Annotated in this window: 12 protein-coding genes; 10 read left to right on the top strand and 2 right to left on the bottom strand. The window is 71.2% G+C overall.

Annotated elements, in window-relative coordinates; genetic code table 11:
• Positions 1 to 143: 143 nt before the first annotated feature.
• From FM051_RS27465 to otsB, 3 genes are all read left to right on the top strand, one after another.
• Entirely contained in the window at positions 144 to 1,481 is a 1,338-nt protein-coding gene (locus tag FM051_RS27465) for a threonine/serine exporter family protein (RefSeq protein WP_158848258.1), read from the top strand.
• Positions 1,482 to 1,635: 154 nt separating this feature from the next.
• On the top strand, positions 1,636 to 3,072 hold the full coding sequence (locus FM051_RS27460) for an alpha,alpha-trehalose-phosphate synthase (UDP-forming) (protein ID WP_158848256.1): 1,437 nt from the start codon (positions 1,636 to 1,638) through the stop codon (positions 3,070 to 3,072).
• 78 nt (positions 3,073 to 3,150) lie between these two features.
• Positions 3,151 to 5,685, top strand: a complete 2,535-nt coding sequence (otsB, locus tag FM051_RS27455) for a trehalose-phosphatase (protein WP_158848254.1) — start codon at positions 3,151 to 3,153, stop codon at positions 5,683 to 5,685.
• 62 nt (positions 5,686 to 5,747) lie between these two features.
• Here otsB and radA read toward each other — a convergent pair whose 3' ends face one another.
• Together radA and FM051_RS27445 are read right to left on the bottom strand one after the other, a co-directional pair.
• A complete protein-coding gene (radA, locus tag FM051_RS27450; protein WP_158848252.1) occupies positions 5,748 to 7,112 on the bottom strand; it encodes a DNA repair protein RadA in 1,365 nt (454 codons plus the stop codon).
• 396 nt (positions 7,113 to 7,508) lie between these two features.
• Entirely contained in the window at positions 7,509 to 8,252 is a 744-nt protein-coding gene (locus tag FM051_RS27445) for a copper chaperone PCu(A)C domain-containing protein (RefSeq protein ID WP_158848250.1), read from the bottom strand.
• Between the two features lie 302 nt (positions 8,253 to 8,554).
• On the opposite strand from FM051_RS27445, the gene FM051_RS27440 reads away from it, so the two are divergent.
• The 7 genes from FM051_RS27440 (at position 8,555) to rlmB (ending at position 13,861) form a co-directional block, all read left to right on the top strand.
• Positions 8,555 to 9,043, top strand: coding sequence for a CarD family transcriptional regulator (locus tag FM051_RS27440; protein ID WP_012782996.1), 489 nt, complete (start codon positions 8,555 to 8,557; stop codon positions 9,041 to 9,043).
• 30 nt (positions 9,044 to 9,073) lie between these two features.
• Positions 9,074 to 9,784 carry a 2-C-methyl-D-erythritol 4-phosphate cytidylyltransferase gene (gene ispD / locus FM051_RS27435; protein WP_158848248.1) on the top strand — a complete coding sequence of 237 codons (711 nt, stop codon included), beginning with the start codon at positions 9,074 to 9,076 and terminating at the stop codon, positions 9,782 to 9,784.
• Positions 9,781 to 10,254, top strand: coding sequence for a 2-C-methyl-D-erythritol 2,4-cyclodiphosphate synthase (gene ispF / locus FM051_RS27430; protein ID WP_238412683.1), 474 nt, complete (start codon positions 9,781 to 9,783; stop codon positions 10,252 to 10,254). Before ispD ends, ispF begins: the two co-directional genes overlap by 4 nt.
• 5 nt (positions 10,255 to 10,259) lie before the next feature.
• Positions 10,260 to 10,655 carry a PPOX class F420-dependent oxidoreductase gene (locus tag FM051_RS27425; RefSeq protein WP_158848246.1) on the top strand — a complete coding sequence of 132 codons (396 nt, stop codon included), beginning with the start codon at positions 10,260 to 10,262 and terminating at the stop codon, positions 10,653 to 10,655.
• A gap of 181 nt (positions 10,656 to 10,836) precedes the next feature.
• Positions 10,837 to 11,448 carry an HAD family hydrolase gene (locus FM051_RS27420; RefSeq protein ID WP_158848244.1) on the top strand — a complete coding sequence of 204 codons (612 nt, stop codon included), beginning with the start codon at positions 10,837 to 10,839 and terminating at the stop codon, positions 11,446 to 11,448.
• Between the two features lie 45 nt (positions 11,449 to 11,493).
• Complete coding sequence (cysS, locus tag FM051_RS27415) at positions 11,494 to 12,888, top strand: cysteine--tRNA ligase (RefSeq protein ID WP_158848242.1); 1,395 nt, start codon at positions 11,494 to 11,496, stop codon at positions 12,886 to 12,888.
• 4 nt (positions 12,889 to 12,892) lie between these two features.
• A complete protein-coding gene (gene rlmB, locus FM051_RS27410; RefSeq protein WP_158848240.1) occupies positions 12,893 to 13,861 on the top strand; it encodes a 23S rRNA (guanosine(2251)-2'-O)-methyltransferase RlmB in 969 nt (322 codons plus the stop codon).
• The last annotated feature ends 141 nt before the right edge of the window (positions 13,862 to 14,002 follow it).

Genomic DNA, 14,002 nt, shown 5'->3' with positions numbered 1-14,002 from the left:
CTGGCCAGCGGTATCAACAGTACTGAACGCACCGTGATCAAGTCACCTGTATTGGGTACCTCGTCCGGGGGTGGCGCATGACACAGCCCTGAATGTGAAACGGTCGGGCGTGGCGACCATCCGACCGAAGGAGGTGGCGCCTGGTGCGGTTGTGGCGCCGGCGGTACCAGGACACCCAGCAGGCACGCCCCGTCGAAGGACCGTCCCTCCCGGACGACTCGACCGTCCACCTCGTACTGGACCTCGCGCTGCGCGTCGGTGAGGCGCAGATGGCCGGCGGGGCCGGCGCGGCCGACGTCACCACCACCATCCTGGCGGTGACGAACGCCTACGGGCTCCCGCACACCGAGGTCGACGTCATCTACACGTCGATCACCGTCTCCTGCCACCGCGGCACGGAAGCCGCGCCCGTCACGCTGATGCGCGTCGTGCGCAGCCGCAGCGTCGACTACACCCGCCTCGCCGCCGTGGAGGCGCTGATCCGGCGGATCACCGCGGACGACACCCCGGCCGTCGAGGCGTACGCCGAGATCGACCGCATCAGCCGCGCCGACCACCCGTACCCGCGCTGGGTGGCGACGCTGGCGTGGGCGGGCATGGCGGGCGCGGTGGCGTTCCTGGTCGGCGGCGGGCCCGTGCTGGCCGCCACGGCGGCCGTCGTCACGGCGTTGATCGACCGCGTCGGGCGGTTGCTCAACCGGCGCGCGCTGCCGTTCTTCTTCCAGCAGGTCGTCGGCGGCGCCCTGGCCACGTCCGTCGCCGTCGCGATGTACGCCACCGACCTGCTGCCGGACCTGCGGCCGTCGCTGCTGATCGCGACCGGGATCGTGGTGCTGCTGTCCGGCCTGTCCCTGGTCGGCACCGTGCAGGACGCCATCACCGGCTACAACGTCACCGCCGCCGGCCGCACGGTGGAGGCCGGGCTGCTCACCGCGGGCCTCATCGCGGGCATCGCGCTCACGCTCCGCGCGGCCGTGCAGTTCGGCGTGCGGACGAACATCGCCGACCCCCTGCCGCCGCTGATCCCGGAGGTCCCGATGCAGTTCGCGGCGGGCGCGGCCACCTCCGCGTTCTTCGCCCTGGCCAGTTACGCACCACCACGGGCCCTGCCGGTGGCCGCCGCCGCGGGCGCGGTCGGCACGACGAGTTACGGCCTGCTCGCGCTGATCGGCACGAACGCCATCACCAGCGCCGCCGTCGCGGCCACCGTGGTCGGTTTCGGCGGCCAGATCGTATCCCGCCGGCTGCGGACGCCGCCGCTGGTCGTCGCGGTGGCCGGCATGGTGCCGCTGCTGCCCGGCTGGACCACGTACCGGGGCCTCTACCAGCTGACCGCGGAGGGTGACGCGGCCGGCCTGTCGACCCTCGTGCTGGCCGCCGGCACGGCGCTCGCGCTGGCGAGCGGCGTCGTACTGGGTGAACATCTGGGACGTCCGGTCCGCACCGGTCTGGGCAGGCTGGCCGCTCGTTCCCGGAGGTGACGCCCTGAACACGGGCTTTCCACGTGAGGTGGACCACCTGACGAGCTTTCGTCAAGTCAACACTGTGTGACGGGGGTGACGACAGGGCATCCAACCTGCGCGTTCCCACTAACCTCGACGGTGGGCGAGACGAATCCCTAGGAGGCGCTACCCGGTGAGCAGCATTGGCGAGAACGGCGCGGATTTCCTGGTCGTGGCCAACCGCCTACCGGTTGACCTGGAGCGCCTGCCGGATGGCACCCAGCGCTGGAAGCACAGCCCCGGTGGCCTGGTCACCGCCCTGGAACCGTTCCTCCGCACGCACAGCGGCGCGTGGGTCGGCTGGCCCGGCATCGCGGACGCGGAAGTGGACGCGTTCGAGGAGGACGGCCTCCAACTGCACCCGGTGGCGTTGAGCGCCACCGAGGTCGCCGACTACTACGAGGGCTTCTCCAACGGCACGCTGTGGCCGCTCTACCACGACGTCGTCGCGCCGCCCGCGTTCCACCGCCGCTGGTGGAACGCCTACGTGCGGGTCAACCAGCGGTTCGCCGACGTGACCGCGAAGGTCGCCGCGCAGGGCGCAACGGTGTGGGTGCAGGACTACCAGTTGCAACTCGTCCCGGCCATGCTCCGCGAGCTGCGCCCGGACCTGCGCATCGGCTTCTTCCTGCACATCCCGTTCCCGCCGGTCGAGCTGTTCATGCAGCTGCCGTGGCGCACGGAGATCATCCGCGGTCTGCTGGGCGCGGACCTGGTCGGGTTCCACCGGCCCGGCGGCGCGCAGAACTTCCTCTGGCTGGCCCGGCGCCTGGTCGGCCTGGAACCGAGCCGCGGCGCGGTCGGCGTGCGCACCCGGCCCGGTGTGGTCCAGGTCGGTGATCGCACGGTCCGCGTCGGCGCGTTCCCGATTTCGATCGACTCCGCCGGCCTGGACGCGCTCGCCCGCGACAAAGACGTCCAAAAACACGCGAAACAAATTCGCGAAGACCTCGGCAACCCGAAGAAGATCCTGCTCGGCGTCGACCGCCTCGACTACACCAAGGGCATCGACGTGCGCCTCCGCGCGCTGTACGAGCTGCTGGCCGACGGCCGCGTCGACCCGACCGAAGTCACCATGGTCCAGCTCGCCACACCCAGTCGCGAACGCGTCGAGCACTACAAGCAGATGCGCAGCGAGATCGAGCAGGCCGTCGGCCGGATCAACGGCGAGTTCTCCACCGTCGGCCACCCCGTGGTCCACTACCTGCACCAATCGGTGAACCGCCGGGAGCTGACCGCGTTCATGAGCGCGGCCGACGTCATGGTCGTGACCCCGGTGCGTGACGGCATGAACCTCGTGTGCAAGGAGTACGTCGCCACCCGCTACGACCTCGGCGGCGCGCTGGTGCTCTCCGAGTTCGCGGGCGCGGCGGCCGAGCTCACGAGCGCGTTCCTGGTGAACCCGCACGACCTCGACGGCGTAAAAAACGCGTTGGATGCCGCCCTCACGCTCGATCCGGCGGAAGGCCGCCGTAGGATGCGCGCGCTGCGCCGCCAAGTCCTCACGCACGACGTCGACCGCTGGGCTCGATCGTTTCTTGATGCCTTGGGCACGCAGACCACGATCTGATCAGTTTCCTCATCGGCTTCTGAATCAGTTCAGATCCGACTTTACCGACCTTGTCCCACCGAGCATTGAGGAGGGGCGTTGACCGCCGAGGCCCTCCCCGCCGAACTTCGTCGTGCGATCGTGCAGCTGGCGCGCACACCGCGCCTGCTGGTCGCCTGCGACTACGACGGGACATTGGCTCCGATCGTGGCCAACCCAGAGGACGCCCGCCCGCTGCCCGAGTCGGTGGGCGCGTTGCGCTCCCTGGCCGGTCTGCACGAGACGACGGCCGCGGTGATCTCCGGGCGCGCTCTGCGCGACCTGGCGACGCTGTCGCGCCTGCCGTCCGAGGTGCACCTGGTGGGTTCGCACGGATCCGAGTTCGACGTCGGTTTCGTGCACGCGCTGGACGCGGACGCGAAACAACTGCACCGCCGCCTGGAGACAGAACTGGAGGGAGTCGTCGCCGGCCACGAAGGCGTCGCCCTCGAGGTGAAACCCGCGAGCATCGCGGTGCACGTCCGGCGTGCCGATCCCGCCGTGGGGGAGCGGGTTCTGGACGCCGTCCGCACCGGTCCGGCGACATGGGACGGTGTGCAGGTCACCGAGGGCAAAGCCGTGATCGAGCTGGCCGTGGTGCAGACGGACAAGGGCCACGCCCTGGACGTCCTGCGGCACCGCGCGGCGGCGACCGCGGCCGTGTTCGTCGGTGACGACGTGACCGACGAGAAGGCGTTCGCCAGACTGACCGGGCCGGACGTCGGCATCAAGGTCGGCGAGGGCGAGACGCTGGCCCAGTACTACATCGCCGACAGCGTCGACGTGGCGACCGTGCTGGCGTTCCTGCTGGAAGAGCGGCGGGCGTGGCTGCACGGCGACCAGGCCGTGCCGATCGAGCGGCTGACCATGCTGGCCAACGAGCGTTCGGTGGCGCTGCTGACCCCCGACGCCCGGCTGAACTGGCTGTGCCACCCGGAGCCGGACTCGGCGGCGGTGTTCGCCGACCTGCTCGGCGGACCGGCCGCCGGCCACTTCTCGATCAAGCCCGAGCACGGCTCGCTGCCCCTGGGCCAGCGGTACGTGCCCGGCACGATGATCGTGGAGACCCGCTGGTCACGGCTCCTGGTGACCGACTACCTGGACCACGACCTGGCCTCGCACCGCACCGACCTGGTGCGGCGCATCTCCGGCTCGACCAACGCGGTGATCACGTTCGCGCCGCGCCCGGAGTTCGGCCAGGTGCCGGTGCGGCTGCTGCGCGAGCGCGACGGCCTGCGGGTCGTCGGCACCTCGGACCCGATGGTGCTGCGCTCACCCGGCGTCGACTGGCAGATCACGTCCGACGGCATCCAGGAGACGGCGACCGCCGTGGTGCGGCCCCGCGAGGCCGCGCCGATCCTGCTGGAGCTGCGCTGCGGCACGGACGACCTGTCCGAGGCCACCCTGGGCGAGCCGGAGCGCCGTGCGCGCGCCGGGGCGTACTGGTCGGACTGGGCGGCGACGCTGAAGCTGCCGCCCGTCGAGTCGGACCTGGTGCTGCGGTCGGCGTTGACGTTGAAGGGCCTGGTGCACCACGACACCGGCGCGATCATGGCCGCCGCCACCACCTCGCTGCCCGAGGAGCTGGGCGGCATCCGGAACTGGGACTACCGGTACTGCTGGCTGCGTGACGCGGCGCTGACCGCCCAGGCCCTGGTGTCGGTCGGGTCGACCGGCGAGGCGGAGGCGTTCCTGGGGTGGGTGCACGGGGTCCTGGCGACCCTGCCCGGCCCGGAGCGCCTGCACCCGCTGTACACGCTGCAGGGCACCATGCTGGGCGCCGAGGCCGTCATCGACACGCTGCCCGGGTACGCCGGGTCGCGGCCGGTGCGCGTCGGCAACCTGGCGAACCAGCAGGTGCAGCTGGACGTGTTCGGTCCCGTGGTGGACCTGGTCGTGCAGCTGGCCGCGGTGCGCGGTTCGCTGACCGACCAGGACTGGCGGATGGTGCAGGCGATGGCCGAGGCGGTCGCCCGCCGTTGGCACGAGCCCGACCACGGCATCTGGGAGGAACGGCACGCTCCGCGTCACCACGTGTACTCGAAGGTGATGTGCTGGGTGACCCTCGACCGGGCGGTGAAGCTGGCCGAGGCGTACGGGCGGGAGATCGACCCGTCGTGGCCGGTGCTGCGCGACACCATCTCCAACGACGTGCTCAAGAACGGGTGGAGCGAGGAAGCGCAGTCGTTCACCACCGCGTACGACGGTGACGACCTGGACGCGGCGTCGCTGCACGTCGGGCTGTCGGGTCTGATCGACCCGGCGGACGACCGGTTCCAGGCCACGGTGACCGCGATCGAGGCCGAGCTGCGGTCCGGTTCCACGGTGTACCGGTACCGGCGTGACGACGGTCTGCCGGGCGACGAGGGCGGCTTCCACCTGTGCGCGGCGTGGATGATCGAGGCCTACCTCCTCACCGGGCGGCGCACGGAGGCCGAGGAGCTGTTCGCGCAGATGGTGGACGCGGCCGGGCCGACCGGTCTGCTGCCCGAGGAGTACGACCCGATCGCGGAGCGTTCCCTGGGCAACCACCCGCAGGCGTACAGCCACCTGGGTCTGATCCGCTGCGCCCAGCTGCTGGCGGCCACCAAGTAGGTGTTCTTCGTTGAACGGCGCCCGGTCTCCTTCGGGGACCGGGCGCCGTTCTTTGCTCGGGGCTATTTCGTGAGCTTGAGCAGTTGCAGCGCCTCCAGCAGGTCGTACGCGACCAGCGCCCGCGTCTCCGGGGGCAGCTTTCCGGCGTCCGGCGGCACGAGGGCCTTCGTGTAGCCGAGCCGGGCGGCCTCGGTGAGGCGGCGGCCCACGCCGTTGACGCGGCGCAGTTCACCGGACAGGCCCACCTCGCCCACCACGACGAGGTCGTGCGGCAGGGGCAGGTCGGTGGCCGCCGACGCGACCGCCAACGCCACCGCGAGGTCGACGGCGGGCTCGGTGAGCCGCATCCCGCCGACCGTGGCGGTGAAGACGTCCTTGTTGCCCAACCCGACCTTGCCGCGCTTCTCCAGCACCGCGAGCACCATCGCGAGGCGGGCCGAGTCGAGGCCGCTCACCGCGCGCCTGGGCGCGGGCAGGGCGGTCGGGGCGACCAGCGCCTGCACCTCGCCCAGCATCGGCCGCTTGCCCTCCACGACGACCGTGACGGCCGTGCCGGACACCGCCTGGTCGCGGCGGTGGAGGAACAGGCCGGACGGGTCGGGCACGCCCGCGATGCCGTCGTCGCGCAACTCGAAGCAGCCGACCTCGTCCGCCGGCCCGAACCGGTTCTTCACGCCGCGCAGCAGGCGCAGGCTGGAGTGCCGGTCGCCCTCGAACTGGAGCACCACGTCCACCAGGTGCTCCAGGACGCGCGGACCGGCGACCGAGCCCTCCTTGGTCACGTGGCCGACCAGGACGACCGGCAGCCCGCGTTCCTTGGCGACCGCGATCAGACCGGACGTGACGGCGCGGACCTGGCTGACCCCGCCGGGCGCGCCGTCCACGGCGGGTGAGGACATGGTCTGGACGGAGTCCACGATCAGCATGCTCGGCTTGACCACGTCCACCTGGCCGAGGACGGCGGAGATGTCGCTCTCGGCGGCCAGGAAGATCTCTTCGTGCAGGTTGCCGGTCCGATCCGCGCGCAGCCGCACCTGCCCGGCCGACTCCTCGCCGGTGACGTAGAGGCAGCGGCCGACGGAAGACGCCCACTGGTGCGCGACCTCCAGCAGCAGCGTCGACTTGCCCACCCCCGGCTCACCCGCCAGCAGGACCACGGCGCCAGGCACCAGCCCGCCGCCCAACACCCGGTCCAACTCCCCCACGCCGGTCGAGACGGCACGGGCCGATTCGACGTCGACCTGGGCGATGGGACGCGCCTCACTGCTGGGCACGCCCGCGAGGAACCGAGGGGCAGCCGAGACCCCCCGCTCCTCCACCGTGCCCCAGGCCTGGCACTCCGGGCAGCGCCCGACCCACTTGGCCACCTCGTGCCCGCACTCGGCACACCGGTACGTCGGCCTGGCCACCCGTGCTGTCTTCGCCACGCCCCGGAGGCTATCCGGCACCCCCGACAACGCCGCCGAAGATCGCCCACTCCGGCGCGCCCGCCGCGCTTCAGGGCGGCGCGACACGCCCGGCGGACGGCGGTCACCGAGGTCCGGCCAGTTGTCCACAGGCCGCGGCCGATCACCCCGAATCGTCGGTCCCCGCCGGCAAGATCAAAGCAGGGGTCCCCTCGGCGGGTACCCCTGCGCAGCGTTCCTCAAGGTCGGCAGAGCGTGTTCACCAAGGTCGGCAGAGCGCGCTCACCGAGGCCGGAGCAACTGTCCACAGACCCCGCCCGACCAGCCCGAACTGTCGGTCCCACCCGGCAGAATCAAAGCAGGGGTCCCCTTGGCGGGGACCCCTGCGGAGCGTTCGTCGGTGGAGCTCAGTGGAGCTCAGTGCTCGGAGGGCTCGTCCTTGCGCGGTTCCGTGGTGGCGCCGATCGGCAGCTCCAGGGTCACCTCGCCGGCCTTCTCGAACAGGAACGTCACCCGGATCGTCTCGCCCGGCCGCAGCGGCTTCTTCAGCCCCTTCAGCACGATCTTCACCACACCCGGCTCACTCGGGTCGGCCGACGACGGGGTCTTCGTCGCCGTCGTCGGCGGGTTCGAGATGGACGTGCCGTTGCCCGTCGTCGGGGTCACCGTGGTCGTGCCCGCGGCCGGCGAACCCGTGGTCGTGGGCGTCGTGGTGGTCGTGCCCGACGGCGCGGAAGTCGTGGTGGACGGCGCGGTGGTCGTCGTGGCGTGGCTGCCCGCGTCGTCCTGGTCGGCACCGCCGACGATGGCCGACGCGGCCTCCAGCACCGAGTCACCGGTGATCTCGGCCGGCTCGGCGGACTCGCTGGTCACGGCCATCAGCTTGTCCGGCGTCGTGCCGTTGTTGGCGATCACGACCGTGATCGGCGCGTCGTCGCCCTCCTCGTAGGCGCCGTGCGCCTCCGGGAACAGGAACTGCGCGTCGCGGACGGCGATGGCTCCCGCCTGCCCACTAGCCCCGTTGACGGCGGCCACCTGGGTGTCCGTCTGGGTGACCTGACCTGCGCTGCAACCTGCGGCGGCCAAGCCGAGGCCCGTCGCCAGGGCGGCCACGACGGCCAGGCGGCGCGGCGCTGTGGACTTCTGGAGTGCGCGACCCACGGCTGCTCGGATCCTTCCCGGTGTGCTGACGAGGCGGGCCGTACCCTGGAGTAACGGGTCCGACCACCAGTCGAGGAGCCTAACGGGGTGCCCTCGGACCTGCGGCAGGCGGTGCCCCACAGTGGCCCCGAACCCCCGCCCACACGTCCACAGTGGAGCAAGATCGACGTCGGGTGTTGCATGCGACCGGGTGATTTGTCAACCCCCCACGCGGCCCTGACCAGCGCGAACTGATCTCCGCACGCCGAAGAGGGGATTGCTCGGCGTGTTAGGATGAGGTTAGCGAAAGGGGCAGAGGACACATGGTTTTCAAGGTCGGAGAGACCGTCGTCTACCCGCACCACGGTGCCGCTCTCATCGAAGCAATCGAGACCCGTGTGATCAAGGGCGAGGAGAAGAAGTACCTCGTTCTCAAGGTTGCCCAGGGTGACCTCACGGTTCGCGTCCCCGCCGACAACGCCGAGATCGTGGGCGTGCGCGATGTCGTCGGCCAGGAGGGTCTTGACAAGGTCTTCGAGGTCTTGCGTGCTCCCCACACGGAGGAGCCGACCAACTGGTCCCGGCGGTACAAGGCCAACCTCGAGAAGCTCGCGTCCGGTGACGTGAACAAGGTGGCCGAAGTGGTGCGCGACCTCTGGCGGCGCGAGAAGGATCGCGGACTGTCCGCTGGTGAGAAGCGGATGCTGGCGAAGGCTCGACAGATACTGGTTAGCGAACTGGCGCTGGCCGAGGGCACCGACGAGGACAAGGCCGAGGTCCTCCTCGACGAGGTCCTGGCTACCGCGTCCTGATCGTCCACCCAACATTCGGAAACCGCGAACATGGGTGTGGTCGTGCTCGTGCCCGCGGCGGGCCGGGGTGAGCGGTTGGGCTACGGGATGCCCAAAGCGCTCGTGCCGGTCGACGGCGTTCCGCTGCTCGTGCGTGCGGTGCGCGGCCTGCTCGACTCCGGCTGCGTGCAGCACGTGGTGATCGCCGCGCCCCCGTCCGATGTGGACATTGTGAACACTGTCACCGCCCCGTTGGCCCCAGCCGACGGGGCGGTGCACGTGTTGGCCGGTGGCGCCGAGCGGTCCGACTCGGTGCGCCTGGCGTTGGCGTACGCGATGCGTGAGGTACCCGACACGACGATCGTGCTGGTGCACGACGCGGCCCGCGCGTTCACCCCGCCGTCCGTGGTGAAGACCGTGGTGGACGCCGTTGCCGCAGGTCATCCGGCGGTCATCCCGGTGCTGCCGGTCGCGGACACGGTGAAGCAGGTCGACGCCGACGGCGTGGTGGTCGCCACACCCGATCGGGCGTCGTTGCGCATCGTGCAAACTCCTCAGGGTTTCGACGCGGCTGTGCTGCTGCGTGCGCACGAATCCGCACATGAGGCCGGTCTGCTGGCGACGGACGACGCGGGCCTGGTCGAACGGCTCGGTGTGCCGGTCGTCACGGTCCCCGGCCACCAGGACGCCATGAAGATCACCACGAAGTTCGACCTGGCGGTCGCCGAGGCGCTGCTGGTCGGCACCGAAGGAGCACCGTGATCCCCAGGGTGGGCATCGGCACGGACGTCCACCAGGTGGAGCGGGGCCGCGAGTGCTGGTTGGCCGGTCTCCGCTGGGACGACGCGGACGGTTGCGCCGGTCACTCGGACGGTGACGTGGCCGCGCACGCGCTGTGCGACGCCCTGCTGTCCGCCGCCGGACTGGGCGACCTGGGCGCGGTGTTCGGCACGAGCGACCCCCGGTGGTCCGGTCGGCACGGCGTGGAGTTCCTGGCCGAGGCGCGTCGGCTGGTCGAGGAGGCCGGCTACCAGGTCGGCAACGCGGCCGTGCAGGTGATCGGCAACGCGCCGAAGATCGGCAAGCGCCGTGACGAGGCGCAGAAGGTGCTGTCCGAGGCGGTCGGCGGGCCGGTGTCGGTCAGCGGCACGACCACGGACGGCCTGGGGCTGACCGGGCGCGGTGAGGGCATCGCGGCCGTGGCCACGGCGCTGCTCGTGCCACTAGCCTGATCCACATGGCGATCACCCTCAGCGCGGCGACGCGTGCCCTGGTCGACGGCAGGAACTACGCCACGCTGGCCACACTCAACCGGGACGGCAGCCCGCACACGGCGGTGATGTGGATCGCCCGGGACGGCGACGACCTGCTCTTCTCCACCCTCCGCGACCGGGCCAAGGAACGCAACCTCCGGCGTGACCCGCGGGCTAGCGTGAGCGTGTGGGACACCGCCGACCCGGAGGTGTACGCGGAGATCCGCGGCACCGTGACGATCACCGAGGACACCGGCCGCGTGCTGGCGAACGCCCTCTCGCACAAGTACTACGGCGGGGACTTCCCGGCCGACGCGCCCGGCCGGGTGCGCGTGGTGCTCCGACTGACCCCGACGAAGGTCACCGGCAACGCCGCCTAGCCCCGAGCCGTCGTGCACGGCACCAAGTCCGGCAAGCCCACCTGGACCACCACGCGAGGTCGACCTCCCAGGCGACCTCGCCCGCCGTCTGCGGAGCAGCGGCAATTAAGCACGGTGAGCCTGCTCTCGGTTCTCCTGCTTCCCGAGACCTCCGATGTCCGGACCACGTACCGTGCGCTCCGTGACGATCCGCGCCGTGCTCTTCGACTTCTCCGGCACCCTGTTCCGCTTGGAGCACGACTCGCTGGCCGCCCACGCCGAGTTGATGCGCGCGCTCACCGCACCCGTCGGCGTGGCGGACGGGCTGGACATCGATCCCGCACAGTGGGAACGCCGCGACCTCGACCCGGACGCGCACCGCGAGATGCACCTCGCCGTTCTCGCGAAGGCGGGCGCGAAGGACCCGGCGCGGTTCTACGCGGACCTGTGCAGCCCGCCGTTCTGGCAGGCCTACCCGGACACCGCGCAAGCGCTTGGCACCGAGCTGCCCACCGCGGTCGTCAGCAACATCGCCTGGGACATCCGGACCGTTTTCGCACGTCACGGCGTCGAGAACCGGGTGGACGAGTACGTGCTCTCCTACCAGGAGGGCTTCATCAAGCCGGACCCGAAGCTCTTCCGCATCGCCTGCGACCGGCTGGGCGTGCACCCCAGCGAGGCGCTGATGATCGGCGACAGCCTCGAAGCGGACGGCGGCGCGGCGGCGATCGGGTGCGCGGTGGAGATCGTGGAACCGCACCCCACCGGCAGTAGGCCGGATGCTCTGCTGCAGGTGCTCCGTAAGCACATTTGACCGGGCGATTCAACCCCGGCTGGTCATCGCCCGTACCATCTTCACGTGAGCCTCCACCTATTCGACACCGCGACCCGGTCCATGCGGGAGTTCGTCCCGCAGGTCAGCGGAACGGCGTCGATCTACGTCTGTGGGGCCACCGTGCAGGGCGTTCCGCACATCGGGCACGTGCGCAGCGGCCTCAACTTCGACGTGCTGCGCCGCTGGCTGGGCCGTGACGGCTCGACCGTGCACCTGGTGCGCAACGTCACCGACATCGACGACAAGATCCTCACCAAGGCCGCTGAGCACAACGCCGAGTGGTGGGAGTGGGCGTACCAGCACGAGCGGGCGTTCGACGACGCCTACGACGCGCTGGGCTGCCTGCCCGCCTCGTACTCGCCGCGCGCGACGGGGCACGTCACGCAGATGGTCGAGCTGATGGACCGGCTGATCGAGAAGGGCCACGCCTACGCGTCCGGCGGTGACGTGTACTTCTCGGTGACGTCGTTCCCCGAGTACGGCGCGTTGTCCGGGCAGAAGCTGGACGAGGTGCACCAGGGCGAGTCCGCCGCGACCGGCAAGCGCGACCCGCGCGACTTCACGCTGTGGAAGGCCGCGAAGCCGGGCGAGCCGTCGTGGCCGACGCCGTGGGGTCCGGGCCGTCCGGGCTGGCACCTGGAGTGCTCGGCGATGGCGACCGCGTACCTGGGCGGCACGTTCGACGTCCACGGCGGCGGCATCGACCTGATCTTCCCGCACCACGAGAACGAGCAGGCGCAGTCGCGGGCCGCGGGCGACGGGTTCGCCCGGTACTGGATGCACAACGCCTGGGTGACCATGGGCGGCGAGAAGATGGCCAAGTCGCTCGGCAACACGGTGTCCATCCCGGCGATGCTGGAGCAGGTGCGGGCGCCGGAGCTGCGGTACTACCTGGTGGGGCCGCACTACCGGTCGCACATCGAGTACTCGCCCGAGGCGTTGGACGAGTCGGTGTCCGCGTACCGGCGGATCGAGTCGTTCCTGCGGCGCGTGGTCGAGCGGACCGGGGCCGTCGGTGCGGACGGCGAGCTGTCGCCCGCGTTCGTGGCGTCGATGGACGACGACATGGGCACGCCCGGCGCGTTGGCCGCGATCCACAAGCGGTTGCGCGAGGGCAACACGGCGCTGGAGTCCGGTGACGACCTGGGCGCGCGTGCCGCCGCCGAGTCGGTGCGGGCGATGACCGACGTGCTCGGCTTGGACCCGCTGTCACCGCGGTGGCACGACGCCTCGGCGGGTGGTGGCGCGGGCAGACGCGCGCTGGGCGTGCTGGTGGATCGGCTGCTGGAAGAGCGGTCGCAGGCCCGCAAGGACCGGGACTTCGCGCGCGCGGACGCGCTGCGCGATCACCTGCTCCTGGCCGGTATCGCCGTCGAGGACACCCCCGACGGTCCGTTGTGGACTTTGAAGGACGACTGAGCTCGTGGCTGGTAACTCCAAGCGCCGGGGCGCCATGCGCAACCCCGGCTCCAAGAAGGGCGCGGTCGTCGGTTCCGGCGGGCAGAAGCCGAAGGGCCTGCACGGCAAGGGCCCGACGCCCAAGGCGGTCGAACGACCCAACCACCCCGCGTACAAGCGGGCCACCGCGGCGGCGAAGGTCGACCAGGCCCGGACGCAGCGGCGCAAGGCCGCCGAGAACGGGCCGGAGACCGTGGCCGGGCGCAACCCGGTGGTCGAGTGCCTGCGGGCCGGGATCCCGGCGACGGCGCTGTACGTGGCTTTGGGCATCGACGCGGACGACCGGGTCGCCGAGGCCGTTCAGTTGGCCGCGACCCGTGGCATCTCGGTGCTGGAGGTGCAGCGCGGTGAGCTGGACCGGATCACCGGCGGCGCGATGCACCAGGGGCTCGGGCTCCAGGTGCCGCCGTACGAGTACGCCGAGCCGCGTGACCTGCTGAAGATCGCGAACCAGTCCGGGATGCCGCCGTTGCTGGTGGCGTTGGACGGGGTGACGGACCCGCGCAACCTGGGCGCCGTGGTGCGGTCGGCGGCGGCGTTCGGGGCGCACGGGGTCGTGCTGCCGCAGCGCCGTTCGGCGGGTATCACCGCGGTGGCGTGGCGGACGAGTGCCGGCACGGCGGCGCGGATGCCGATCGCGGTGGCGACGAACCTGACCCGGCAGCTCAAGGAGTGGGCCGAGGCCGGGCTGATGATCATCGGTCTGGACGCGGACGGCGACGTCGACGTGGACGGCCTCGACCTGGCCACCGGCCCGCTGGTCGTGGTCGTCGGCTCCGAGGGCCGGGGCCTGTCGCGCCTGGTCAAGGAGACGTGCGACCAGACCGTCTCGATCCCGATGGCCGCCGGCGTGGAGTCGCTGAACGCCTCCGTCGCCGCCGGTGTCGTCCTGGCCGAGATCGCCCGCCGACGCCGCCAAGACATCCGCGGCTGACCCACCCCGAACGCACAACACACCCGTCCTGAACGCAGGACACACCGCGGAGCGTGTGTCCTGCGTTCGCGGGGGTGGGGGCTGCGTTCGTGGGGGTGCGCGGTGTGAGGTGGGTCGGTTTGTGGAGCGAACGGCTCCGGG

The sequence above is a fragment of the Saccharothrix deserti genome, assembly GCF_009769385.1.
Lineage (GTDB): Bacteria > Actinomycetota > Actinomycetes > Mycobacteriales > Pseudonocardiaceae > Actinosynnema > Actinosynnema deserti.
This window is presented reverse-complemented; position numbering and strand designations above follow the sequence as displayed.